Source organism: Pseudomonas sp. IT-P294 (genome assembly GCF_949767865.1).
Taxonomy (GTDB): domain Bacteria; phylum Pseudomonadota; class Gammaproteobacteria; order Pseudomonadales; family Pseudomonadaceae; genus Aquipseudomonas.
Genome location: NZ_CATKQW010000055.1, coordinates 1 through 22,616, shown reverse-complemented (window position 1 = coordinate 22,616; position 22,616 = coordinate 1). Strand labels below are relative to the sequence as shown.

Sequence of the window (22,616 nt, the reverse complement as noted above, 5' to 3'; positions counted from 1 at the left end):
ATTTCAAACGTGCTCCGCGGTTCAGCTTGTGTAGTTAGCGAGCATCGTTATAGGTCAGTCGGTATTCGGACAGGGCACCATGAGTGCGCTTCCAATCCTGTGCGAAGGTCACGGCTGACTCGATTTGTGCCGCGGTCATGTCGTCACCGATTTGCGCAAGATTACTGATCGCGGTATCGAGTTGGGAAAAGTCACGAGTACTGTCAATCACTAGCCATATCAACCCATAACCTTTCACAAGGTCTCGGTCATATCCATATTCATTGGCGTCTTCCTCGTCTGTGTAGTCAAAGGAGAGCGCGTACCCATAATCGAGTAACGCGTTGACGTCGCTGATGTGCACCCTTTTTTCCAGCCATTGGCGCTTTGCGGCTTTGTCGTTGCTGCCTGGCCTGCGATTGCTGTACCAGAGCATGGCTTTCGGAAAACCGGCATCGGCAGCTTTTTTAAGCAGATCATTAACCGCCGCATAACGAACGACGCCGTCTGGAATAAGGGTTGTATCCTTGTCATACCGTAGCGCCAGGATGTATTGCCCTTCTTGAAAATTCGCCTCGGCGGATTTTTTCAACCAGTCAATATCCTGGGTCAGTTCATACATCTGAAGCATTGCTTCGCCACTGCCTCCATCGGCTGCTGCCTGAGCCAGCGTTTTGGCTTTCTTCACAGAGGCCTCGTCTGCCAGCCGCATCAAGGCGTAAACATGATCCTGGGCGGCGGCGAGCCGGTACCATTTTTTTGCTTCTTCGGTCACGGTTTTGTCCTGTCGCCTGAACACTTCGCCCAAGGCAAACTGCGCCGTAGCATCACCGGCACAGGCCGGAACCTTCAAATAAGCTTCCGCGTGTGTGAACTCGCCCAGGTTGTACAGTTCCATTCCTCTTTTTTTTGCAATTTCTTGCTGCTCTTGCACGGATTTGATTAATAAAGTCAGGTTTTCGAGAAAACCGAACAGCATCGTCAGTGCATCTGGATGGGTATACATCGTTGATTCCTGTGTTCATGGAGGGTTGAGGTGCCACCCGACACAGGCTATTGAGTGAAGAGAAGTGAAGTGCGGTACATAGTTACCGCATGCCATGAAGTGACGACTTGCCGGGACAGCCATCGTTGACCGCGACATAATCCCGGGTTAATCGGTAGCCGTTTTAATCAACGCATTTGCACAGGTAGAACCATGCACGTACTGGTTTGCGAAGACGATGAGCTAATCGCCAGCGGCATTGTCGCAGGGCTCACCGCCCAGGGTCTGACCGTGGAGCATGTCGCCACGGCCTCCGCTGCCAGGGCCATGCTCAAGGTCGCCGAGTTCGACGTGATGGTGCTCGACCTTGGCTTGCCTGATGAAGACGGCCTGAAGTTGTTGCAGCAGTTGCGACAGCATGGCCTGGAAATTCCGGTGCTGATTCTCACTGCGCGAGACTCGGTGACGGACCGTGTCGACGGTTTGCAGGCGGGCGCCGACGATTACCTGCTCAAGCCATTCGACTTGCGCGAACTGGCAGCGCGCCTGCACACGCTGTTGCGGCGAGTGGCGGGACGCAGCGTCAACCTGATCGAACACGGCCGCCTGACCTATGACCCGAGCAGCCGCGAAACCATGCTGGGCGGTCAGCCGGTAGACCTTTCGCGTCGCGAGCAGTCGCTGTTGCAGGCCTTGCTGCACAACCGCGGCCGGGTGCTGTCCACCGAACAACTAAAGGACAGCGTCTACGGTTTCAATGACGAGCTGGAAAGCAACGCCCTCAACGTGCATATCCATCACCTGCGGCGCAAACTCGGCAATGGCATTGTCGAGACAGTGCGCGGCCTGGGCTATCGCCTGGGGCCGGCCGATGGCGGAGAAGAGTCGAAGTGATGAGTCTGCGTTTGCGCCTGAGCCTGACGCTCGGCGCCGCCTTTGCGTTGATCTGGGCCCTGGCGGCGGCCTGGATGCTCAGCGACTTGCGCAATCAGATGATGTTTTCCCTCGACCAGCGGCTGGTGGCGTCGGCGCGTATGGTCGCCGGCCTGATGGAGCAATTGCCGCCGCTACCGACCAAGGGCGAGGGGACGCATTTCAGCGCCGAACAATTGAACATCCCCGGCGGCATGGCCTGTCAGGTCAGTTCCTTGCGTGGCGAAATCCTCGCCCGCAGTCACAGCGAGCCGCAACAAACGCTGGAAGCCGAGAAACTGGGCTTCCACGATCAGATGATCGATGGCGCGCCATGGCGCAGTTTCACCCTGTCGCGCGGTGATCTGCGCATCACCACCGCCGACCGGCAGATCGAGCGTGAAGCCCTGAACATGTCGATCCTGCTGGCCGCGTCGGTGCCGGTGGGCGTCGCATTGCTCGGCTGCCTGTGCCTGCTCTGGCTCGGCATCGGCCAAGGGCTGGCGCCACTCAACCGGATGCGTGATGCGTTGATGCGGCGCAGCGCCGACTCCCTTGAACCGTTGCAAATCCAGCCGCTGCCCAGTGAGCTGCAACCGCTGCTGGACACCCAGAATCAGCTGTTCCAGCGCATCGGCAAGACCATCGAACGCGAGCGACGCCTGACGGGCGACGCGGCGCATGAATTGCGCAGCCCGCTGACCGCAATCAAGACTCACCTGCAGGTGGCACGCATGACCGACGGCGCCGCGCGGGATCAGTCTCTGGCCCGGGCCGAAGAGGGCGCCGATCGAATGCACCGCACTCTGGAACAATTGTTGTTGCTGGCGCGTGTCGAAGGCAGTCTGTCGTTCGATGACGGTGTGCAGTGCAGCGCCGAGCAAGTGGCGAAACTGGCGATTCAGGATGCGGCCAGCGGCGATCGTCAGCGGATCAAGTTCCAGGCGCCGGCGAAGTTCTCCGCTGCATCGGTGCAGATGCCGGCCGTGTTGTCGATTGCGGCGTTACGCAACCTGCTGGACAACGCCCTGCGCCATACCCCGGGTGATGGCCCGGTGGAGCTGACCCTGGAAACCACCGGCAATCGGGCACGCTTTCTGGTCCGCGATCACGGCCCGGGCATTGCCGAAGACGACTTGCAACATCTGACTCAACGCTTCTGGCGCAACGGCCAGAGCACCGGCTGCGGCCTGGGGCTGGCAATCGTCCAGGCGATCGTCCAGCGCTGTGGCTGCACGTTGCACTTCGACAGCCGTCCGGATGGGTTGCGCGTTGAGCTGACCATGCCGTTGCAACCGCTCTAACCAACACCCCAATCCCCTGTGGGAGCGAGCTTGCTCGCGATAGCGGCGGCACATCCAACTTGATGTGACTGATATACCGCCATCGCGAGCAAGCTCGCTCCCACAGGGGGGGGGTGTTGCACATCAAAAGTAACGTCTCTCCATTAGTCGCGGGGCTCGAACGGCGCTATCGTCCCCGGCAGCTTTTTCTCAATGGATTGAGGTACAGCGCCATGGATGCACCCCTGCATATTTGTCAGGCAACCCCCGCCGACGCCGGCATTATCAGCCGGATCGTCGAGCGTTCCATTCGCGTCGGCTGCGCGCTCGACCACCGCAACGATCCGCGAACCGTGGCCGCCTGGACCCACAACAAAACCACCGAACACATACAGCCCTGGCTGACCGATCAACGGTTTTACCTGAACATCGCGCTGTTGCAGGACAAACCGGTGGGTGTCGCGATGGCGGCGATCAACGGCAAGGTTGCGTTCTGCTACGTGCAGCCTGAATGGTTTCGTCGCGGTGCCGGAGAGGCGCTGGTGCACGACCTCGAAGGCTGGTTGATCGAGCGGGGCGAACGCCAGGCCCGACTCAACAGCACCCGCACCAGCGAGGCCTTTTACCGCCATCTGGGATACCGGCCCTGCGCCGACACCTTCGCCGTGGCAGGCCTCCATGCCATCCCCATGCACAAGACTTTGGTGCCCCGATTAGATACCCAACCCCAAAACATTCTTAAGTGAACGGCATTACCTGTGGGAGCGGGCTTGCCCGCGATAGCGCCTTATCATTCGACATCGACGCTGGCTGACCCACCGCAATCGCGGGCAAGCCCGCTCCCACAGGGGGTATCGATTCACTTCAGAATGCGCAGTTGCGCCGATCCAACACGAAACATGGTTCACGGCATCACTGTCCGGCCATTGATGGGCCGGACCGACTCCCTAAGATGGAGCGCAGGCGCCTGAACCCCGCGAGCCTGAGCGAGCCTCTCCATGACTTCAGCAAGAACCCTTTACGACAAACACATCGATTCCCACACGGTGTGTCGCCTCGATGACCAGGGCCACGTCCTGTTGTATATCGATCGCCAGGTCATCAACGAATACACCAGCCCCCAGGCGTTCAGCGGGCTGCGCGAGGCCGGACGCGGGGTCTGGCGTGCCGGCACCGCGTTGGCGGTGGTCGATCACGTCAACCCCACCACACCGCTGCGCATTGCCGCCATGCCCGACCCCGGTGGTGCGAGGCAGGTGTCGTACCTGGCGGAGAACTGCCGGGATTTCGGCATCGAATTGATCGACATCCTCAACAAACGCCAAGGCATCGAACACGTCATTGCGCCTGAGCAGGGTTTCATTCTGCCGGGCATGGTGATCGCTGCCGGCGACAGCCACACCACCACGTATGGCGCTCTCGGTGCGTTCGGTTTCGGCATTGGCACCTCCGAGATCGAGCACCTGCTGGCGTCCCAGACCCTGGTCTACAAACGCCTGAAAAGCATGCGCGTGACGGTGGACGGCGAGCTGGCGCCGGGGTTGACCTCCAAGGATGTGATCATGGCGCTGATCGGCCAGATCGGCGCATCCGGGGCCACCGGCTACGCCATCGAGTTTTGCGGCACGACCATCAATGCCTTGAGCGTCGAAGCGCGCATGACCATTTGCAACATGGCGGTGGAGGCCGGGGCCCGAGGTGCCTTCATGGCGCCGGACGAAAAAGTCTTCGCCTACCTCAAGGACAAACCCCGCGCTCCTAAAGGTGAATTGTGGGAGCGCGCCGTCGAGAAATGGCGGGACTTGCACAGCGACCCGGATGCGCAGTTCGACCGCGAAGTGACAGTGGACGCCAGCGCCCTCGAACCGATGGTCACCTGGGGCACCAGCCCGGATCAGGCCTCGCCCATCGGCGCCCGCGTGCCTGATCCGCAAGACGTCAGCGACCTGATCTTGCGCCAGGACATGCGCCGCGCCCTGAAATATATGGGGCTGGAGGCCGGCATGCCGCTCAGCGACATCGTCATCAGCCATGCCTTCATCGGCTCCTGCACCAATGCGCGCATCGAAGACCTGCGCGATGCCGCCAGCGTGGTTCGCGGCAAACACGTCGCCGAACATGTACGGGCGATGATCGTGCCCGGCTCCACCGAAGTGCGCGATCAGGCCGAAACCGAAGGGCTGGCGGCGATCTTTATCGAGGCCGGTTTCGAATGGCGCCAGTCCGGTTGCTCGATGTGCCTGGCGATGAACGACGACGTGCTTGCCCCCGGCGACCGCTGCGCCTCCAGCACCAACCGCAATTTCGAAGGCCGTCAGGGCGCTGGCGCCCGCACGCACTTGATGAGCCCGGCCATGGTTGCCGCCGCCGCCATCACCGGTCGCTTGACCGACATCCGTCACTTTGGAGCCCGCGCATGAGCCTGCAACCGTTCACTCAAGTCACCGGCAAGGCAGCTCCGATGCTCGCGGCCAATATCGACACCGACGTGATCATGCCCAAGCAGTTTCTCAAGGGCATCGACCGCGCCGGGCTGGATCGGGGGTTGTTTTTTGACCTGCGGTTTTTGCCGGACGGTTCGTCCAATCCTGAGTTCGTGTTGAATAAGCCCGCTTGGCAGGGCGCGAGTTTCATGGTGGTCGGGCCGAATTTCGGCTGCGGGTCGAGCCGCGAGCATGCGGTCTGGGGCTTGAAACAGATGGGGATTCGGGCGCTGATCGGCAGCAGCTTTGCCGGGATTTTCTATGACAACTGCCAGCGTAACGGGGTGTTGTTGATTACCCTGGAAGAAGCAGTGTTACAGCAGCTCGGGCAAGTGGTCAGTGAGCCGGACAGTGCGCTGATCAATGTCGATCTGGACGCTCAGGAGATTCGCCTTCATGCGGGGCAGATCATCCCGTTTGAAATCGACATTTTGCGCAAAACCGCGTTACTCCTCGGCCTCGACGCCATCGGCACCACCTTGCAGCGTAGCGAGCAAATCAAAGCCTTCGAGCGTAATCACCTGGCGGCCAACCCCTGGCTAAGCTGAACCACAAATCCAAATGTGGGAGCACTACACCGACAACCCCTTGAAGTGCTCCTGCAAAAATTCCACACACGCGCGCAACTTCCCGGAATACGCCAGCCGCGTCGGGTACACCGCCCAGACGTTGGCGCTCTGGGTGTATTCAGGCAGTACCTGGACCAGCCGCCCTTGTTCCAGCAACGGTTTCACATCCCACAATGAGCGCAGCAACACGCCGCGCCCATCCAATGCCCACTGCAAGACAATCTCCCCATTATTGGACGACAGCGGCCCGCTGACCCGCACGCTGTCCTGAACCCCGTCGCGTTCCAGGTTCCAGATGCCGAACGCGTTGTCACGCTCCTTGATCACCAGGCAATGCTGCTGTTCCAGATCCGCCAGCGTCTGCGGCGTACCGTGGCGTTCCAGGTAAGCGGGGGCGGCGCACAACACCCGCCGGTTGCTCACCAGCCGTCGGCCGATGTGCTGGCCGGGAATGTCGTCGCCGACACGGATCTCCAGATCAAAGCCTTCGTTGACGATGTCCACCACTCGATCGAACAGGTCCAGGCGAATCTCCAGTTCCGGATAACGCTCGGCCAGCAACGAGAGAGCCGGCGCCACATGGTTACGGCCGAAACCGAAAGTGCTGCATAAATGCAGACGCCCGCGAGGACTGTCGTGGGCGTCGGAAAGTTCGTCGTGCAGTTGCTGGAAGTCATCGAGAATGCGCAGCGCCCAACGCTGAACCCGCTCACCGTCCTCGGTCAGTGCGATGCGCCGGCTGGTGCGATGCAGCAGGCGCGTGCCGAGGGTGGTTTCGAGAATCTGGATGCGCTTGCTGACGTAGGCGGGCGACAGGCCCAGTTCATCGGCAGCGGCGGCGAAACCGCTTTTGCGGATGACAGTGAGTAAAACGCGCAAGTCTTCGGGTAGGGGCACGGTGTCTTTCTTGAGGGTCATGACAGAACGAGCACTGGCGGCATGAGCCGCCAGCATAGCATCGCGGGAGAGGTTGCTATTCAGCGCAAAGCTTGGCTGCGGCCCGGGCATGACGCCCGCGCTTGAGGGCAATCGGCGCCATTTTGCTGCGGTCCAGTTCACCTTCCCACGCCGCCACCACCAACGCTGCCACCGCGTTGCCGATGATATTGGTCAGGGATCGGCATTCAGCCATGAACCGGTCCACGCCGAGGATCAAGACCATCGCCGCCACTGGCACCGTTGGTACCACCGCCAGGCTCGCCGCCAACGCCACGAACCCCGCGCCAACCACCGCGCCCGCGCCTTTGGAGGTGAGCATCGCCACCGCCAGCAAGGTCAATTGCTGCTCCAGCGTCAGGTCGATATTGGTGGCCTGGGCCAGAAACAGCACCGCCAGGGTCATATAGATATTCGTACCGTCGAGGTTGAACGTGTAGCCGGTCGGCACCACGATACCGACCACGCCCTTCGACGCGCCGAGGCTTTCGAGTTTCTGGATCAACTGCGGCAGCGCCGATTCCGAAGAGCTGGTGCCGAGCACGATCAACAACTCAGCCTTGATGTACGCCAGCAATTTAAAAATGCTGAACCCGGCATAGCGGGCGATGCTGCCCAGCACACAGGCGACGAAGATAAACGCGGTCAGGTAGAACGTGCCGATCAGTTTCAGCAGCGGCAACAATGAGCCGAGGCCGTACTTGCCGATGGTGAAGGCAATCGCGCCGAATGCACCGATCGGCGCCACGCGACTGATGATGCCGACGATGCGGAAAAACACTTCGCTGGCCTGGTTGATGATGCCGACCAAGGGCCGACCCTTTTCGCCGACCATCACCAGCGCAATGCCGAACAGCACCGAAACGAACAGCACTGGCAAGATTTCACCCTGGGAGAACGCCTCGAAAAACGTCGTCGGAATCACGTGCAACAGAAACCCGGTCACGCCTTCGCCGTGTTGCGCCTGGCCGACGATCCCGCGCAGGCCAGTGACGGCCCGCGGTGGGCGTGGACTCAGATCAGTGCGTCGCGGCTATCAGCGCAGGAAGCCGAGGACTTCGGCGAGCAGCAGTTCGGGGGCTTCTTCGGCGATGTAATGGCCGGCGGGCAGGGCTTTGCCGCGCACGTCGGTGGCGACGAGTTGCCATTCCTTCAGCGGCTCGAAACAACGTCCGACGGTGCCTTCGGCGCCCCACAGAATCAGCAATGGCAGGTGCAGGGACTGGCCGGCGGCGATGCTGGCGCGGTCATGGTCCAGATCGATGCTGGCGCTGGCGCGATAATCCTCGCAGATCCCGCGCGCGGTGCCCGGCAGTTTCAGGCAGCGCAGGTATTCGGCGAAGGCTTCAGGCGTGAACGGCTTGAGCCCGGCGCTGCGGCTTCCCATGACGCTGCGCAAGTAGGCTTCAGGATCAGCTTCGATCAGGGTTTCCGGCAGCGGCGCCGGGCGGATCAGGAAGAACCAGTGCCAATAGGCGCGGGCAAAGGCTTCGTTGGTTTGCTCATACATCGACAAGGTCGGAGCGATATCCAGCAGCACCATGCGTTGCACGTTATCGGGATGATCCAGCGCCAGCCGATGGGCAACCCGGGCACCACGGTCGTGGGCCAGCACCGAGAACTGGTCGAAGCCCAGGGACTGCATCAACTCGACGCCGTCCTTGGCCATTTCGCGTTTGCAATAGTGTGTGTGGTGATCGTCGGCTGGCGGTTTAGCGCTGTCGCCGTAACCGCGCAGGTCGGCGGCAACCACAGTGAAATGCTCGACCAGTTGCTCGGCAATTTTGTGCCAGATGACATGGGTTTGCGGGTGACCGTGCAGCAACAGCAAACCCGGCCCGGTGCCGCCGATGCGGTAGGTGATGTCAACGCCGTTGACGTGGCGCTGGTCTTTCAGGAATCCGGCGAACATGGGGAATGACTCCTTGTTGTAGTTGCCTGCATCCTGGAAGTGTTGCCCGGTCAGGGCAAGGCGCAAAGCGTGTAGGGCTTGTTCATGAAGTGTGTTTCGGTGGCGTTGCTGATGGCCTCATCGCGGGCAAGCCCGCTCCCACAATGATTTGTGTACGCCTGCCCATGTGGGAGCGGGCTTGCCCGCGATGAGGCCTGATCAGGCAGCGGAAATCTCAGCCCTGCTTGAACATCTCTTTGGCCCGCTGCTCAATCTGCGCCTGGGTCAAATCCTCCTTGCGCGTGGCCAGAAACCACAGATGCCCATAGGGATCTTTCAAGGTCCCCGAGCGATCGCCATAAAACTGATCCTTGACCTCGGACACCACCGTGCCACCGGCCGCAATCGCCTGTTTATAGGACTTGTCCACGTCGTTCACATACAGATGCAGCCCCACGGACGGCGACTTGTCCGGGTTGCTCAACGGCCCCTGATCGCACGGCGTGCCGAGCATGATCGGACAATCGCCAATCCTCAGCTCGGCATGCCCGATGCCGCCATCCGGCATGGTCAGGCGCATGACTTCGGTCGCACCAAAGGCCTTCTTGTAGAACTCGATGGCTTCGGCCGCTTTCTGAATGCCCAGGTAAGGCGTGATGCTGTGATAGCCCTCTGGAATGGGTTTTACGCTCATGACGGTTCTCCCTTGTTGTTGTGAATTGAAGGTGTTCCTTCGCCGATTTCCGGTCGGATAACTATAGGTCAGCCCTTTTTGCGTCACCGAGTGCCCGACGAGCAGCACCACTGTCCGGCCATCAACAGCGCAGCAGCAAATTGCTCGGCTTTATCCATTTTTAATCGACGAAACCCCCGAAAACGCGGGGTGAACGGGTCGGCACAGAAGCTGCAATGTTCTTTCGAAAGCATCAATGACCCGGGCTTGCAGAAGCTGGCCAAGGCATTGAATTCGGATGAGGTTCGGCAGTTCATGTTGACTCGCTACAAGGGGCAGATTGCACCGGGGGTTCTAAGTCTTTATTGACCGGTCGGGCCCTTTCGCGGGCAAGCCCGCTCCCACACTGGATCTGTGGCGTTCACAAATCCCCTGTGGGAGTGAGCTTGCTCGCGAAGGGCTCAACTCGGTTTCGGATCAACTTTCGATTCCAACAGCTACGCCCCCGGCCTCCAGTACCTCACCCCAATTGCAGCCAGTGAGCTAAATCGACAACTGCATCAAGCGTTCACCCTGCACGTTTTCCGTAGGCCTGCGCTTGTTCACCGCCAGCTCGCCGATCTTGATCAGGCGCGTGCGCGTGACGTTGCGGCTCAAGCCGAGCAGGGCGGCGGTGTGCACCTGGTTGTAATGGCTGAAGCGATAGGCAGCCCGCAACAAGGCGTCTTCGACTTTCTCGTGCAGCGCACCAGCCTGTTGCTCGAAGAGCTTTTGAAAGGCCCGGTCGAGCAAGGCTTCCGGTGAGTCGTCGACGTTGGTGTGGTAATCGTCCTGACGCTCGATACGCATGTTCGACAGGCGCAGGTCATCGCGTTCGATCACGCCGTTGCGGCAGATCAGCAGGGTGTGATGAATGACGTTTTCCAGTTCGCGGATATTGCCTGGCCAACTGTAGCTGCGCAGCTTCAGCTCGGCTTCTTTGCTGATGGTCACGGTGCCGTAGCCGAGGCGCTGACTGTAGGCTTCGACGAAATGTCGGGTCAGCGGCAGGATGTCGCCGGGGCGGTCGCGCAGTGGGCTCAGCTCCAGGCTGACGACGTCGAGGCGGTAGTACAGGTCCTCGCGAAAATGCCCGGCGTTGATGGCTTTTTCCAGCTGCACGTTGGTCGCCGCCAGCACCCGTACGTCGATGGGGATGCTCTTGCGCGAACCCAGGCGCACCACTTCGCGCTCCTGCAACACCCGCAGCAATTTGACCTGGATCGCCATCGGCAGATCGCCGATTTCGTCGAGGAACAAAGTGCCGCCGTCGGCCTCTTCGAACCAGCCGGCTTTGGCGCTCAGCGCGCCGGTGAACGCACCTTTCTCATGGCCGAACAGCTCAGCTTCCACCAGGGATTCAGAGAACGCACCGCAGTTCACTGCTACAAACGGTCGGTTGCGGCGGGCGCTGAGGTTGTGGATATGCCGCGCCACCAACTCCTTGCCGGTGCCGGTTTCGCCGATAATCAGCACGCTGGCTTCACTCGGCGCGACTTGTTGAATGTGCGCGAGCAAGGCCTGGGATTTTGGGTCTTCGAACACCTGTGCGGTAGCGCGGATCGAAGTGGCCAGAGCGGGCGAGGGGGGTAGGGTCAGAAGTTGCATTGGGCAGGCTCCAGCAATGGAAGGCTATGAATAAAAAGTCGGGATCGGCAGGGACTGGTTCAGCGCCCAGTCGCCTAGTTCATGGAGTTTGTAATCCACCGGATCGTGCAGGGTTTGCGTGCGCAGGTTGCGCCAGTGACGGTCCAGTCGCAGGGAAGCGTGAGTCGAGCGCGCGCCAGTGACTTCGAACAACCGGCTACAGATGTCCAGGCCGTTGCGCGTTGCCGCGACCTTGGCGGTGGCGATGGCGGTGGCCAAATGTCCGCGCTCTTCGGCGCTCAGGTTCGTGCCTCTTGCCCACGCCTTGTCGAGCAATTCGGCAGCGCGTTCGACCAGCAAGCGAACGCCTTCGAGGGCGACCCAGAACTCACCGTAGTGACCGAGGACATAAGGATCCTGACGCACATCCTGTGCACTGGATTTGTGCCACGCACGGGTTTCGGTCAGGGTGTATTGCCGCGCTTCTTCGAAGGCGCCTTCGGCGATGCCGAGGAACATATGGGTGAACGTCAGTTGGGCAATCAATGGCCGCAGGCAGGCAAACGGTGTACTCAGGGGGCCGGGGTCGAGCAGTAATTCCGATTCCTCGACCCGCACCCGTTCGAACGTCGCGCTGCCGCTGTCGGTCTGGCGCTGGCCCATGTTGTTCCAATCGTTGTGCAAGGTAATGCCGCTACGACCGCTGGGAATCGCGGCGATCAACAGCTTGCCGCCGGCGTTTTCATCCACCGCCGAGGCGATCAGCATTTCTGAATCGCTGGCGCCGGAGCAGAAACTTTTCTTGCCGGAAAACTCACGCCAGCCGCCGAGGTTTTTCACCACGGTGCGGGTGTCCAGCGGGTTGAGGGCGTTGCCCCAGAACCAGTTTTTGCGCGCCGTCTGCTCGAACCAGGGTTGCCACTGTTCGGGCTTGGCGAACAGGCGCACGGTGGCGAGCATCAAGTGATGAAAACCAAAGACATGGGCAATCGAGCTGTCGACCTTGGCGAACTCGCGCACGATGCTCAGGGTGTCACTCCAGCTGGCGCCTAGTCCGCCGTACTGGGTCGGAATACTTAACGCGAGCAGACCGCTGTGGCGCAGCGCGTCACGCTCGGCCTTGGGCGTGCCGCCACGCTCGTCGCGCTCGACAGCGGTCAGGGCAAATCCGGCGGCCAGGTGGCGGGCGGTCTGCAAGGGGGATAACAGGGCGCTATGCGGCTTGGCAGTCACGCGGGATTCCTCATAAAAGTCGACACAGATCCCGTTCTGATCGTTCCCACGCTCTGCGTGGGAATGCCTCTAGGGACGCTCCGCGTCCAGTGACGCGGAGCGTCACGGGCTGCATTCCCACGCGGAGCGTGGGAACGATCACGATCAGCAGGAAAGGTTTTCAGGCCGTGGCTTTGGTGGGCAGTACGTCATTGGCGATCATTTCGCCAAACGGCCCGGTGAGGTTGGTGACGCCACGCCCTGCCAGGCTCGCGTACGGCTCAGGCAGCAGCGGGAACACCAGCTCGGCAAAGCGATACGCCTCTTCGAGGTGCGGGTAACCGGAGAAGATAAAACTCTCGATGCCCAAGTCCGCGTATTCCTTGATCCGTGCCGCCACTTGCTGCGGATCGCCCACCAGCGCAGTCCCGGCACCGCCACGCACCAGGCCGACACCGGCCCACAGGTTGGGCGCGATTTCCAGGTTGTCACGACGCCCGTCATGCAGCGCTGCCATGCGTCGCTGGCCTTCGGAGTCGAAACGCGAAAAGGACTTCTGCGCGGCGGCGATGGTCTCGTCGCTGATGTGCTCGATCAGTTTGTCGGCGGCTTTCCAGGCATCCTCGGCCGTCTCGCGAACGATCACGTGCAAGCGAATGCCGAATTTCACCGTGCGGCCGTTTCGGGCAGCCCGTTCACGCACATCAGCGATTTTTTCCGCCACGGCGGCCGGCGGCTCACCCCAGGTCAGGTAGACATCGACCTGCTCGGCGGCGAGTTCATGGGCCGCTTCGGAAGAGCCGCCGAAATACAGCGGTGGATACGGTTTTTGCACCGGCGGATACAACGCCTTGGCGTTCTGCACTTGCAGGTGTTTGCCTTCGAAATCGACTGATTCGCCTTGCAGCACGCGGCGCCAGATCTGCAGGAACTCGTCGGTCACTTCATAGCGCTCGCTGTGATCGAGGAAGATCCCGTCACCGCGGTTTTCATCGGGATCGCCGCCGGTCACGACGTTGATCAGCAAGCGGCCATTGGACAATCGATCCAGCGTGGCGGCCATGCGCGCCGAAACCGTTGGCGAAATGATCCCCGGACGGATCGCCACCAGATAACGCAGGCGTTCAGTCAGCGGCACCAACGCCGAGGCAATCACCCACGAATCTTCGCAGGAACGCCCGGTCGGAATCAGTACGCCGTGGTAACCGAGGCTGTCAGCGGCCTGTGCCACTTGTTTGAGGTAGTTGAGAGTGACCGGGCGGGCGCCCTGGGTCGTGCCCAGGTAATGACCGTCGCCGTGGGTCGGCAAAAACCAGAAAACATCCATGAAGAAATCCTTAAGCGATTTTCAGCAGATTTTTAGGGTGCACGCCAAACAACGGCGCGGCGCGTTCTGCAGCAAGGCGAATGCGGGCCTTCAAGGGCTCACTGGTTATTTGGTAATTGGAGAAGTCGGCTTCGGTGGCGTAGACGCCAATCGGCAAGGTCAAGGCCTGGAAGAAGCTGAACAGTGGCCGCAATTGATGATCGAGCATCAGCGCATGACGCTCGCTGCCACCGGTGGCGGCCAGCAGCACGGGAGTGTCGATCAGCGCATTGAGATCGATCAGGTCGAAGAGGTGCTTGAGCAGGCCAGGGTAGGAGCCGCGATACACCGGCGCGGCGACGATCAGCAGGTCGGCGCTCTCGATGGCTTGCAGCTCGGCTTCGATCTCGGCGCTCAGTTCCTGACGCGACAGGGCGGCACCCAGTGGTCGGGCGATGTCGCCCAGTTCGATGAGCTTGCTCTCGATCGGCAAATGCTCGGCCAACTCCGCCAACAGGGCGTGAGTCAGCACCAGGGTGCGGGACGGACGCCAGGTTCCGCCGGAGAGGGCAACGACTTTCAATGGGCGCGACATGATCAGTTCCTTTTTAAACAGTTGCTCAGCGAGCAGTGAGTAGTCACAGGGCTTGAGCAAGAGCTGTACCAATCCTTCAAAGCCCCGTTTTCCGCGGCTTGCAGCGTGTTGAGCCACAGGCACTGTTCAATTGGCGAGGCTGTTTGTTGAAACGCTGTTGCCTGACAAACAGTTGCGTGGACAACAGTTGTGTTGGCACTGAGGTTGTTTATAAAGGTTGATCGTTATTCCTCAAAAGACCTTAAATTAATATTTATAGATCCTTTGGGTATATTAATTGCTTGAGTTGACTGACATTAGTCAAAGTCGATAGCCACTATCGAGAGCGTTGATTTCTGCCCTTCGAGGGCGGCGGGTAGCCTGTGTTCATTGCCCCGAACCCAGATGCCAGGACGCCAAACATGAAACCTCTGATCGCCACTTTCTTGATGCTCGCAGTCTCAGTTCTCGCCGGATGTGCCAGCCATGTTTCACCAGAATTGCGTCCGTACACCGCGGAAGAAACCAAAGAATTGGCATTGGAAGACCTGAACCGTCGAGGTCTGTCCTTTGAGGAATACCACGCGAAAAAAGCTCAATTGCTCGGCCAGCCACAAAAGTCGTTCAGTTTCGACAAACAAGGCGAAATGAACGCCGGGCGTGTTGTACAGCTTCACGGTCGCCCAAGCTGATCGAAAACTGTACCGCTCGAAGTTTTACCTAACTGTCCGTGGGTTTCCCTCGGGGCGTGCGATAGGGTCAACCTCTGACTGACCCTGACGGACTGCCGCTCATGACCCTCTCATTCGATCTGCTACTGGGTTTCGCCCTGTTTGCACTTGTCACCTCGATTACGCCTGGCCCCAACAACACCATGTTGCTGGCATCCGGTGTGAACTTCGGCTTTAACCGCACCATTCCGCACATGCTGGGCATTACCTGCGGTTTCTTTGTGCTCGTCGTGGCGGTCGGCTTTGGCCTGGGTGCAGTCTTTCAAACCTATCCGTTGCTCTATACGATTTTGCGTTACGTCGGTGCCGCGTATTTGCTGTACCTGGCATGGAAGATCGCCCATTCCGGGCCGGTCTCGGAGAGTGAAAAGGGCGAGAGCAAGCCGATCAGCTATCTTGGCGCAGCGGCATTCCAATGGGTCAACCCCAAGGCCTGGATCATGGCCATCGGTGCCATCAGCACCTACACGCCGATGCAGGGTTATTTCACCAACGTGATCGTGATTGCGGCGGTGTTCGCCTTGATCAACTTGCCGAGTGTCAGTGTCTGGGCCGGGTGTGGCACGTTGTTGCGCAACGTGTTGAAGGATCGCCGCTGGTTGCGGCTGTTCAACTGGGGCATGGCCTTGCTGTTGGTGGCTTCGCTGTATCCTTTGTTGATTGAAGGCTTTAGCTGACGCATTGCTTCAACCGGTTGCCCGATGCCTGTTAAGCTCAACTTCAGGAGCGTTCCTACGCACTTTTAAATGAAGTTGTTCTTCTTTAACGGCCTCCGATCAGGTATTTCTAAAGCCCTGAAATATCAGCGCAGCTCACAAGGCTGCGCTTTGGCGTTTCAGTGACGAGCTTCCTGATCCCGGAACACGCTCTGCGAGTCTTATATGAATAAACGTCCTCTGTATTTCGACTACGCCGCCACCACGCCGGTGGATGAGCGGGTCATCAAGGTCATGGTCGATTGCCTGGGTTTCAACGGCAATTTCGGCAACCCGGCGTCCAGCTCCCATGCATTCGGCCAACAGGCCCGGCAAACGGTCGAGCACGCGCGTCACCAGGTCGCCGAATTGGTGGGTGCCCAGGCCGAGCAGATCGTCTGGACTTCCGGTGCGACCGAATCCAACAACCTTGCACTCAAGGGCGTGGCCCAGGCGCGCGGCGTGTCCGGCGGCCACATCATCACCAGCCAGATTGAACACAAGGCGATTCTCGACACGGCGAAACAGCTGCAAGACGCTGGCGTCGCCGTGACCTATCTGGTGCCGGACGCCGAAGGGCTGATTACCCCGCTAGCGGTCAGCGAAGCGATGCGCGAAGACACCTTTCTGGTGTCGCTGATGCTGGTCAACAACGAGTTGGGCACGGTCAACGACATCGCCGCCATCGGCCAGGTGGTGCGTGATCGCGATGCGTTGTTTCATGTCGATGCAGCTCAGGGCGCGGGTAAAGTGGCGATCGATCTGGCTCGGTTGCCGGTGGACCTGATGTCGTTTTCGGCGCACAAGCTCTATGGCCCCAAAGGCATCGGCGCGCTGTATGTCGGCCCTCGCGCGCAGCAGCGCTTGCAGGCGCAGATTCACGGCGGCGGTCACGAGGGCGGTTTGCGCTCCGGCACCTTGGCGACTCACCAGATCGCAGCCATGGGCGTTGCATTCGCGTTGGCGGGCGCCTCGTTCGAAGATGAGCAGGCCAAGATCGTGCGGCTGCGCGAGCGCCTGCTTGATCAGCTGCTGAGCATTCCCGGCGTTCGTCTGAATGGCAGCCCGACCCAGCGCATTCCCCATACCCTGAGCCTGACCTTCAACGAAGGCGAGTTCAATTCCGCGGCGTTGAGCCAATCGATCGCGTTTTCCGCGACCTCGGCCTGCAACTCGGCCAGCAATGCTCCGTCCCATGTGCTGTTGGCGCTGGGACATGATGCCCGCGCGGCCGGCCGCACCATTCGCCTGAGTCTCGGCCGGTTCACTTCCGACCAGGACGTCGACCTGGCGGCACAACTGATTAAAGCGGCCTGCGCCAGTGCTCCGGCATTTTGGCAGTAGGGCCTGAAAGTGCCGGCGTTTGATCGGCACTCAACAATAATGATGCAGTGATGAGCAGGAGACATGATGAGTACGCAGCCTTCGATCAATGGATCGGTGCCCGAACGCCTGGCGCAAACCCGTGAACTGATGAGCCGGGAGGGCATTCATGCTCTGCTGGTGCCGTCGGCCGATCCGCACTTGTCGGAATACCTGCCGGGCTATTGGCAAGGGCGGCAGTGGTTGTCGGGCTTTCATGGCTCGGTCGGCACGCTGATCGTGACACCGGACTTTGCCGGCGTGTGGGCCGACAGCCGTTACTGGGAGCAAGCGACCAAGGAACTCAAGGGCAGCGGCATCGAGCTGGTCAAGCTGCAGCCGGGTCAACCCAGCCCGCTGGACTGGCTGGCCGAACAAACCCCTGAAGGTGGCGTGGTCGCGGTGGACGGTGCGGTGATGGCCGTGGCTTCGGCGCGTACGCTGGGTGGCAAGCTCGAAGAACGCGGCGCTCGCCTGCGCACCGACATCGACCTGTTGAACGAAGTCTGGCGCGACCGTCCAACACTGCCGAACGAGCCGATTTATCAACACTTGCCACCTCAGGCGACTGTCAGCCGTGGTGAAAAACTCGCGAAATTGCGTGAGGTCCTGAAAGATCGCGGCGCTGATTGGCACTTCATCGCTACCCTCGACGACATCGCCTGGTTGTTCAACCTGCGCGGCGGCGACGTGTCGTTCAACCCGGTGTTCGTTTCCTTTGCCTTGATCAGCCAGGAGCAGGCCACCCTGTTTGTGGCCCTGAGCAAGGTTGATGCCGAACTGCGCGCGGTCCTTGAGCAGGACGGCGTGACCCTGCGCGACTACAGCGAAGTGGCGGCTGCCTTGAGCGCCGTGCCGAGCGGCGCGAGCCTGCAAGTCGATCCGGCGCGGGTGACTACCGGTTTGCTGGATAACCTGAACAGTGGCGTGAAACTGGTCGAAGGCCTGAACCCGACCACCCTGGCCAAGTCGCAGAAAAGCCTGGCCGATGCCGAGCACATTCGCCAGGCCATGGAACAGGACGGTGCAGCGCTGTGCGAATTCTTCGCCTGGCTGGACACGGCCTTGGGGCGTGAGCGCATCACCGAGTTGACCATCGATGAACACCTGACGGCTGCGCGTACTCGCCGTCCGGGCTATGTGTCACTGAGTTTCAACACCATTGCTGCGTTCAACGCCAACGGTGCGATGCCGCACTACCACGCCACCGAAGAAGAACATGCGGTGATCGAGGGTGACGGCTTGTTGCTGATCGACTCCGGCGGTCAATACCTGGGTGGCACCACGGATATCACGCGGATGGTGCCGGTCGGTACGCCGACCGCCGAACAGAAACGCGACTGCACTCGGGTACTCAAAGGCGTGATTGCGCTATCCCGTGCGCAATTCCCGCGTGGCATTCTCTCGCCGTTGCTCGATTCGATTGCCCGTGCGCCGATCTGGGCTGAAAGCGTTGATTACGGTCACGGCACCGGTCATGGCGTCGGCTATTTCCTTAACGTGCACGAAGGTCCACAGGTCATCGCCTATCAGGCCGCTGCAGCGCCGCAAACCGCTATGCAGCCGGGCATGATCACCTCCATCGAGCCAGGCACTTACCGTCCGGGTCGTTGGGGGGTGCGGATCGAGAACCTGGTGTTGAATCGCGAAGCCGGCAAAAGCGAATTCGGCGAGTTTCTGAAATTCGAAACCCTGACCCTGTGCCCGATCGACACTCGCTGCCTGGAACCTTCGCTGCTGACGCCAGACGAAAAGCAGTGGTTCAACGCCTACCATGCCGAAGTGCGCGAGCGCTTGAGTCCGTTGCTTGAAGGCGCGGCCCTTGAGTGGTTGAACACGCGTACCGCCGCTATTTGACCGGTGCAGGTCAGGCGCTGTTTCTAGCGCCTGACTCATTAGGGTTGCATTCTCTCGTGTGCACCTGGCTATCGAGAGTTAACTCAGGGCTTCAAGGATGAAGTCCAGCCGATCCTGACCGAAGAACATCTGGTCACCGACAAACATGCTCGGTGCGCCAAACACGCCTCGCTGGACCGCTTTCTCGGTATTGTCCTTTAGAGCGGCTTTGACTTCCTCATCGGTGGTGAGCGCCAACACCTGGTTTGGGTCGAAGCCGTTTTGCGTTAGCACTGCCGCGACAGTCGTCGGATCATTGAGATTGCGTCCCTCAACCCACAGCGCGTAGAACAGGCAATCGATAAACGCTGCAAAGCGCTCGGGATGGCGCAACTGCATGCCCATGACGGCGCGCATGAGCATCAGGGTATTGATGGGGAATTCAGCGGTGAACTTCAAAGGTACGCCGTAGCGTTTGGCGTAACGGTCCAGGTCCTCAAACATGTAGCGACCCTTGGCCGCAATGGTTGCCGGTGAGGCGTTGCCGGTGGCTTTGAACACACCACCCAGCAGCATCGGCTTGTAGATCAGCTGACTGTTGGTCTGCTCGCAGATTTTCGGCAGTTGGGTGTATGCCAGGTAGGTGGCGGGGCTACCCAGATCGAAAAAGAACTCCACGGTTTTGCTCATGGTCGGTGCGCTCTGCTTATTGTTGTAGGGGAGGGCTTACCAGCGTTCATTCCAGGGGCGCAGATCCAGCTCGAACGTCCAGGCGTCCCGAGGCTGGCTGTGCAGATACCAATAATTTTCGGCGATGTGCTCGGGATTGAGGATGCCATCCTCGTCCTTGGTCGCGTACTTCTCTGGAAAACTTTCGCGAATGAAGTCCGTATCGATGGCGCCGTCGACCACGACATGAGCAACATGGATGTTCATCGGTCCCAGTTCACGGGCCATGCTTTGGGCCAGTGCGCGAATGCCATGCTTGGCGCCGGCAAAAGCAGCGAAGCCGGCGGCGCCACGCATACCGGCGGTGGCACCGGTGAACAGGATCGTACCTCGTTGCCGTTTGGCCATCCGCTTGGCGACTTCACGTGCATTGAGGAAACCTGAGAAGCAGGCCATTTCCCAGATCTTGAAATACTTGCGAGCGGTTTCTTCGAGGATGCTGCACGGCACGTTGGCGCCGATATTGAAAACGAACGCTTCAATGGGGCCAATGCGGGTTTCGATCTCCTCGACCAGTGCAATCACATCCTCTTCCTTGCGTGCATCGCAGGCGAACCCGTGCGCATCGCCGCCATTAGCCTTGATCGCATCGACCAACGGCTGGAGTTTGTCTGCGCTGCGGCGCGTGACGCAGGCAATGTAGCCTTCCTGCGCAAAACGCTTGGCAATGGGGCCGCCGGTAGCGTCACCCGCGCCGACAACCAGTACGACCTTCTTGTTATTCATGGGTTGATCCCTTTGATGAACGATCGTTAACTGAACGAACGTTATGCTACGATTTGGTAGGCGTCAAGGCGATCAAACCTGAGGGCAAGGCAATGCGTTACTCGGCCAATCACAAGCTGGAAACTAAAGAAAAGCTATTGCAGAGCAGCGCGGTGTCGGCGAAGAAGGCCGGATTTTCGACCGTGGGCGTGGATGGCTTGATGAAGGCGATCGGCTTGAGTGGGGCGGCTTTCTATAGCCACTTTACGTCCAAGGACCAGTTGTTCGCGTCTATCGTCGAGCGCGAGTTGAGTCAGAGTCTGGAGCGATTAGGTGCTGACCAGGACTGCGACAAGCTTGAGCGTTGCTTGAAGCAATACCTGAGCATGGCCCATGTCGAACATCCTGAGTCTGGTTGCGCGTTACCAACATTGGGGGCCGAGATCGCCCGATCGGATGTTCTTGTGCGCGAGGAGGCACAGGTATGGATTTGTCGGTTGCAGGAGAGTTGGGCGAAAATCCTGCAAAGCGACAGTCTTGCGTGGGCCATTCTGTCGCAATGCGTCGGTGCGCTGGTCGTGGCGCGAATGCTGGCCTCGACGGATATTCAACGTACCGTGCTGCAGTCCAGTCACGATGAGATTGGCCGCCAGATTGCCGGGCGGCATCAACCTATTTGCAAATGACGATCATGCTACGGCTGGTATAACCGGCAGGGTTGAGGCCGAATGGATAATCGCCAGGCTCTTCCACGGCGTCCCCGGACTTGGCAATGACCTTGTAGCCCTTGGGCGCACACGAGTTGGCGGCGCTGGTGTAACACTTGTCCCAGGACGAGGATAGCCCGGAACAGTTGATATGAAGCCCTTTCTTGCCATGCTTGACTTGGGTTTTCGACGTCGCCGCACAGCCCGCCACTGCGAGTACGGCGATCAGTAACAAAATTCGTTTCATTGCTGTCCTTATAGCGTTCCCGGATCTTGTGTCCGAGTCTGGCTGCATTCGCTTTCACTTTAAGCGTTCTGATATCCCTATCCTGAAAAATCCATGCCTGGCACTGGGTTGCGGGCCTAAACATGGCCTAATTGAGCGGTAAATACCAGACCTGCGTCAAAACCTGCATCAATCTGCGGCGACCGCAGGCTTGGCAGCGCTGCCCATGGTCATGGTCGCACCGACAGACGCCAGAATGATGCACATGATGGCCATCCACTGTGACAGTGACAGGTATTCATGGAGGAACAGCAGACCTGACAGGGCGCCGAATGCAGGTTCAATGCTCATCAGTGTGCCAAAAGTCCGGGCTGGCATTCGGGTCAGCGCGACCATCTCCAGTGTATAGGGCAGGGCGGTCGACAGAATGGCGACGCCGATGGCCACGGGGATCAGTGATGGCGTCAACAGGGCAGCCCCGGCATGGACGATACCGATAGGGGCGACGAACAATGCGGCGATCATCACGCCCAACGCAGCGGTCTGCACGCCGTTGTCAGCACCGGCTTTCTGGCCGAACAGGATGTAAAGCGCCCAGCAGGCGCCTGCGCCCAAGGCATAGGCGGCGCCCATGAGATCAATTCCCGCGGCCGTTGCACCTGTTGGTATCAATAGCAGCAAGCCGACGGCTGCCAGGGCTATCCATAAGAAGTCGATCGCACGGCGTGAGGCATAGATTGCCACCGCCAGCGGCCCGGTGAATTCCAGTGCGACCGCAATACCAAGGGGGACGGTGCGTAAGGACATATAGAAGAGGAAGTTCATGCCGCCCAATGCCATGCCGTAGACGACGACAGTGCGCAGGGATTTTGCGGTGAGCTTTGCCCGCCACGGGCGCAGCAAAATAATCATGATCAGGCTGGCGAAGATCAGCCGAAGGGTCGTAGTCCCTTGAGCGCCGATGATAGGGAACATGCTCTTGGCCAGGGAGGCTCCGGACTGGATAGATGCCATGGCTATTAATAGCAGCCCGACCGAGAACAGGGTCGAAGCAAAGCTGCGAGGCTGGTCATTCATTGCGTGGCATCGTCCGAAGGAGTGAGGGGGAGTAACGTGGGTTGGGCAATATACTGCGCATTCGCGAGGGGCGCGTCTATATATAAGCAATGATTTCGACGATCCTGATAGAAAAGCAT

General features: G+C 59.9%; 22 protein-coding genes and 1 pseudogene. 10 read left to right on the top strand and 13 right to left on the bottom strand.

The window, feature by feature from the left end:
- Positions 1 to 34 precede the first annotated feature (34 nt).
- Positions 35 to 985: a tetratricopeptide repeat protein gene (locus tag ACM6I0_RS24520; protein WP_414923498.1), complete on the bottom strand. Its 951-nt coding sequence runs from the start codon at positions 983 to 985 to the stop codon at positions 35 to 37.
- Positions 986 to 1,177: 192 nt separating this feature from the next.
- Between ACM6I0_RS24520 and ACM6I0_RS24515 the strand changes: the two genes are divergently transcribed.
- The 5 genes from ACM6I0_RS24515 (at position 1,178) to leuD (ending at position 6,190) form a co-directional block, all read left to right on the top strand.
- The gene (locus ACM6I0_RS24515; RefSeq protein ID WP_285430645.1) at positions 1,178 to 1,858 is read left to right on the top strand and encodes a response regulator; all 681 of its coding nucleotides are present in this window, start codon (positions 1,178 to 1,180) and stop codon (positions 1,856 to 1,858) included.
- Complete coding sequence (locus ACM6I0_RS24510) at positions 1,855 to 3,180, top strand: ATP-binding protein (protein ID WP_414923497.1); 1,326 nt, start codon at positions 1,855 to 1,857, stop codon at positions 3,178 to 3,180. The genes ACM6I0_RS24515 and ACM6I0_RS24510 overlap by 4 nt, the downstream gene beginning before the upstream one ends.
- 212 nt (positions 3,181 to 3,392) lie before the next feature.
- Entirely contained in the window at positions 3,393 to 3,905 is a 513-nt protein-coding gene (locus tag ACM6I0_RS24505) for a GNAT family N-acetyltransferase (protein WP_414923496.1), read from the top strand.
- Positions 3,906 to 4,157: 252 nt separating this feature from the next.
- Positions 4,158 to 5,579 (top strand): 3-isopropylmalate dehydratase large subunit, encoded by a 1,422-nt coding sequence (leuC, locus tag ACM6I0_RS24500; protein WP_414923495.1) that lies wholly within the window; start codon positions 4,158 to 4,160, stop codon positions 5,577 to 5,579.
- Positions 5,576 to 6,190 (top strand): 3-isopropylmalate dehydratase small subunit, encoded by a 615-nt coding sequence (gene leuD / locus ACM6I0_RS24495; RefSeq protein WP_414923494.1) that lies wholly within the window; start codon positions 5,576 to 5,578, stop codon positions 6,188 to 6,190. Before leuC ends, leuD begins: the two co-directional genes overlap by 4 nt.
- A gap of 24 nt (positions 6,191 to 6,214) precedes the next feature.
- On the opposite strand, the gene ACM6I0_RS24490 is transcribed toward leuD, so the two are convergent.
- The 8 genes and pseudogenes from ACM6I0_RS24490 to msuE form a co-directional block, all read right to left on the bottom strand.
- Positions 6,215 to 7,165 (bottom strand): LysR substrate-binding domain-containing protein, encoded by a 951-nt coding sequence (locus tag ACM6I0_RS24490; protein ID WP_414923618.1) that lies wholly within the window; start codon positions 7,163 to 7,165, stop codon positions 6,215 to 6,217.
- A gap of 19 nt (positions 7,166 to 7,184) precedes the next feature.
- A pseudogene (locus ACM6I0_RS24485) lies at positions 7,185 to 8,126 on the bottom strand (cation:dicarboxylate symporter family transporter); the annotation flags it as partial.
- Positions 8,127 to 8,183: 57 nt separating this feature from the next.
- Positions 8,184 to 9,059 carry an alpha/beta fold hydrolase gene (locus ACM6I0_RS24480; RefSeq protein ID WP_414923493.1) on the bottom strand — a complete coding sequence of 292 codons (876 nt, stop codon included), beginning with the start codon at positions 9,057 to 9,059 and terminating at the stop codon, positions 8,184 to 8,186.
- A gap of 214 nt (positions 9,060 to 9,273) precedes the next feature.
- Positions 9,274 to 9,732, bottom strand: a complete 459-nt coding sequence (locus tag ACM6I0_RS24475) for a VOC family protein (protein WP_285430652.1) — start codon at positions 9,730 to 9,732, stop codon at positions 9,274 to 9,276.
- A gap of 522 nt (positions 9,733 to 10,254) precedes the next feature.
- A complete protein-coding gene (locus ACM6I0_RS24470; RefSeq protein ID WP_222587813.1) occupies positions 10,255 to 11,358 on the bottom strand; it encodes a sigma-54 interaction domain-containing protein in 1,104 nt (367 codons plus the stop codon).
- Between the two features lie 24 nt (positions 11,359 to 11,382).
- A complete protein-coding gene (locus tag ACM6I0_RS24465) occupies positions 11,383 to 12,570 on the bottom strand; it encodes an acyl-CoA dehydrogenase family protein (RefSeq protein WP_285430653.1) in 1,188 nt (395 codons plus the stop codon).
- A 160-nt stretch (positions 12,571 to 12,730) separates the two neighbouring features.
- The gene (gene ssuD / locus ACM6I0_RS24460; protein ID WP_285430655.1) at positions 12,731 to 13,876 is read right to left on the bottom strand and encodes an FMNH2-dependent alkanesulfonate monooxygenase; all 1,146 of its coding nucleotides are present in this window, start codon (positions 13,874 to 13,876) and stop codon (positions 12,731 to 12,733) included.
- 10 nt (positions 13,877 to 13,886) lie between these two features.
- Entirely contained in the window at positions 13,887 to 14,450 is a 564-nt protein-coding gene (gene msuE, locus ACM6I0_RS24455; RefSeq protein WP_285430656.1) for an FMN reductase, read from the bottom strand.
- Between the two features lie 401 nt (positions 14,451 to 14,851).
- Here msuE and ACM6I0_RS24450 point away from each other — a divergent pair, with 401 nt between their 5' ends.
- The 4 genes from ACM6I0_RS24450 to ACM6I0_RS24435 all read left to right on the top strand — a co-directional run bounded on the left by ACM6I0_RS24450 (position 14,852) and on the right by ACM6I0_RS24435 (position 19,074).
- Positions 14,852 to 15,121, top strand: a complete 270-nt coding sequence (locus ACM6I0_RS24450) for a hypothetical protein (protein ID WP_285430657.1) — start codon at positions 14,852 to 14,854, stop codon at positions 15,119 to 15,121.
- Positions 15,122 to 15,222: 101 nt separating this feature from the next.
- Positions 15,223 to 15,837: a LysE family translocator gene (locus ACM6I0_RS24445; protein ID WP_285430658.1), complete on the top strand. Its 615-nt coding sequence runs from the start codon at positions 15,223 to 15,225 to the stop codon at positions 15,835 to 15,837.
- Between the two features lie 204 nt (positions 15,838 to 16,041).
- The gene (locus ACM6I0_RS24440) at positions 16,042 to 17,199 is read left to right on the top strand and encodes a cysteine desulfurase family protein (RefSeq protein WP_285430659.1); all 1,158 of its coding nucleotides are present in this window, start codon (positions 16,042 to 16,044) and stop codon (positions 17,197 to 17,199) included.
- Positions 17,200 to 17,265: 66 nt separating this feature from the next.
- Complete coding sequence (locus tag ACM6I0_RS24435; RefSeq protein ID WP_285430660.1) at positions 17,266 to 19,074, top strand: aminopeptidase P family protein; 1,809 nt, start codon at positions 17,266 to 17,268, stop codon at positions 19,072 to 19,074.
- 78 nt (positions 19,075 to 19,152) lie between these two features.
- On the opposite strand, the gene ACM6I0_RS24430 is transcribed toward ACM6I0_RS24435, so the two are convergent.
- Positions 19,153 to 19,743: a 2-hydroxychromene-2-carboxylate isomerase gene (locus ACM6I0_RS24430; RefSeq protein WP_414923492.1), complete on the bottom strand. Its 591-nt coding sequence runs from the start codon at positions 19,741 to 19,743 to the stop codon at positions 19,153 to 19,155.
- A 36-nt stretch (positions 19,744 to 19,779) separates the two neighbouring features.
- Positions 19,780 to 20,508: an SDR family oxidoreductase gene (locus ACM6I0_RS24425; RefSeq protein ID WP_414923491.1), complete on the bottom strand. Its 729-nt coding sequence runs from the start codon at positions 20,506 to 20,508 to the stop codon at positions 19,780 to 19,782.
- Between the two features lie 92 nt (positions 20,509 to 20,600).
- Between ACM6I0_RS24425 and ACM6I0_RS24420 the strand changes: the two genes are divergently transcribed.
- The gene (locus ACM6I0_RS24420; protein ID WP_259152103.1) at positions 20,601 to 21,173 is read left to right on the top strand and encodes a TetR/AcrR family transcriptional regulator; all 573 of its coding nucleotides are present in this window, start codon (positions 20,601 to 20,603) and stop codon (positions 21,171 to 21,173) included.
- Here ACM6I0_RS24420 and ACM6I0_RS24415 read toward each other — a convergent pair.
- Both ACM6I0_RS24415 and rhtA read right to left on the bottom strand, forming a co-directional pair.
- Positions 21,160 to 21,441 (bottom strand): hypothetical protein, encoded by a 282-nt coding sequence (locus ACM6I0_RS24415; protein ID WP_222587803.1) that lies wholly within the window; start codon positions 21,439 to 21,441, stop codon positions 21,160 to 21,162. The genes ACM6I0_RS24420 and ACM6I0_RS24415 overlap by 14 nt on opposite strands.
- A 168-nt stretch (positions 21,442 to 21,609) precedes the next feature.
- Positions 21,610 to 22,497, bottom strand: coding sequence for a threonine/homoserine exporter RhtA (gene rhtA / locus ACM6I0_RS24410; RefSeq protein ID WP_285430662.1), 888 nt, complete (start codon positions 22,495 to 22,497; stop codon positions 21,610 to 21,612).
- Between the last annotated feature and the right edge of the window lie 119 nt (positions 22,498 to 22,616).

Coding starts and splice junctions, on each gene's coding strand:
- ACM6I0_RS24520 (WP_414923498.1), bottom strand. CDS start 985: ATGTATACCCATCCAGATGCACTGACGATGCTGTTCGGTTTTCTCGAA.
- ACM6I0_RS24515 (WP_285430645.1), top strand. CDS start 1,178: ATGCACGTACTGGTTTGCGAAGACGATGAGCTAATCGCCAGCGGCATT.
- ACM6I0_RS24505 (WP_414923496.1), top strand. CDS start 3,393: ATGGATGCACCCCTGCATATTTGTCAGGCAACCCCCGCCGACGCCGGC.
- leuC (WP_414923495.1), top strand. CDS start 4,158: ATGACTTCAGCAAGAACCCTTTACGACAAACACATCGATTCCCACACG.
- leuD (WP_414923494.1), top strand. CDS start 5,576: ATGAGCCTGCAACCGTTCACTCAAGTCACCGGCAAGGCAGCTCCGATG.
- ACM6I0_RS24490 (WP_414923618.1), bottom strand. CDS start 7,165: ATGCTGGCGGCTCATGCCGCCAGTGCTCGTTCTGTCATGACCCTCAAG.
- ACM6I0_RS24480 (WP_414923493.1), bottom strand. CDS start 9,059: ATGTTCGCCGGATTCCTGAAAGACCAGCGCCACGTCAACGGCGTTGAC.
- ACM6I0_RS24475 (WP_285430652.1), bottom strand. CDS start 9,732: ATGAGCGTAAAACCCATTCCAGAGGGCTATCACAGCATCACGCCTTAC.
- ACM6I0_RS24470 (WP_222587813.1), bottom strand. CDS start 11,358: ATGCAACTTCTGACCCTACCCCCCTCGCCCGCTCTGGCCACTTCGATC.
- ssuD (WP_285430655.1), bottom strand. CDS start 13,876: ATGGATGTTTTCTGGTTTTTGCCGACCCACGGCGACGGTCATTACCTG.
- msuE (WP_285430656.1), bottom strand. CDS start 14,450: ATGTCGCGCCCATTGAAAGTCGTTGCCCTCTCCGGCGGAACCTGGCGT.
- ACM6I0_RS24450 (WP_285430657.1), top strand. CDS start 14,852: ATGAAACCTCTGATCGCCACTTTCTTGATGCTCGCAGTCTCAGTTCTC.
- ACM6I0_RS24445 (WP_285430658.1), top strand. CDS start 15,223: ATGACCCTCTCATTCGATCTGCTACTGGGTTTCGCCCTGTTTGCACTT.
- ACM6I0_RS24440 (WP_285430659.1), top strand. CDS start 16,042: ATGAATAAACGTCCTCTGTATTTCGACTACGCCGCCACCACGCCGGTG.
- ACM6I0_RS24435 (WP_285430660.1), top strand. CDS start 17,266: ATGAGTACGCAGCCTTCGATCAATGGATCGGTGCCCGAACGCCTGGCG.
- ACM6I0_RS24430 (WP_414923492.1), bottom strand. CDS start 19,743: ATGAGCAAAACCGTGGAGTTCTTTTTCGATCTGGGTAGCCCCGCCACC.
- ACM6I0_RS24425 (WP_414923491.1), bottom strand. CDS start 20,508: ATGAATAACAAGAAGGTCGTACTGGTTGTCGGCGCGGGTGACGCTACC.
- ACM6I0_RS24420 (WP_259152103.1), top strand. CDS start 20,601: ATGCGTTACTCGGCCAATCACAAGCTGGAAACTAAAGAAAAGCTATTG.
- ACM6I0_RS24415 (WP_222587803.1), bottom strand. CDS start 21,441: ATGAAACGAATTTTGTTACTGATCGCCGTACTCGCAGTGGCGGGCTGT.
- rhtA (WP_285430662.1), bottom strand. CDS start 22,497: ATGAATGACCAGCCTCGCAGCTTTGCTTCGACCCTGTTCTCGGTCGGG.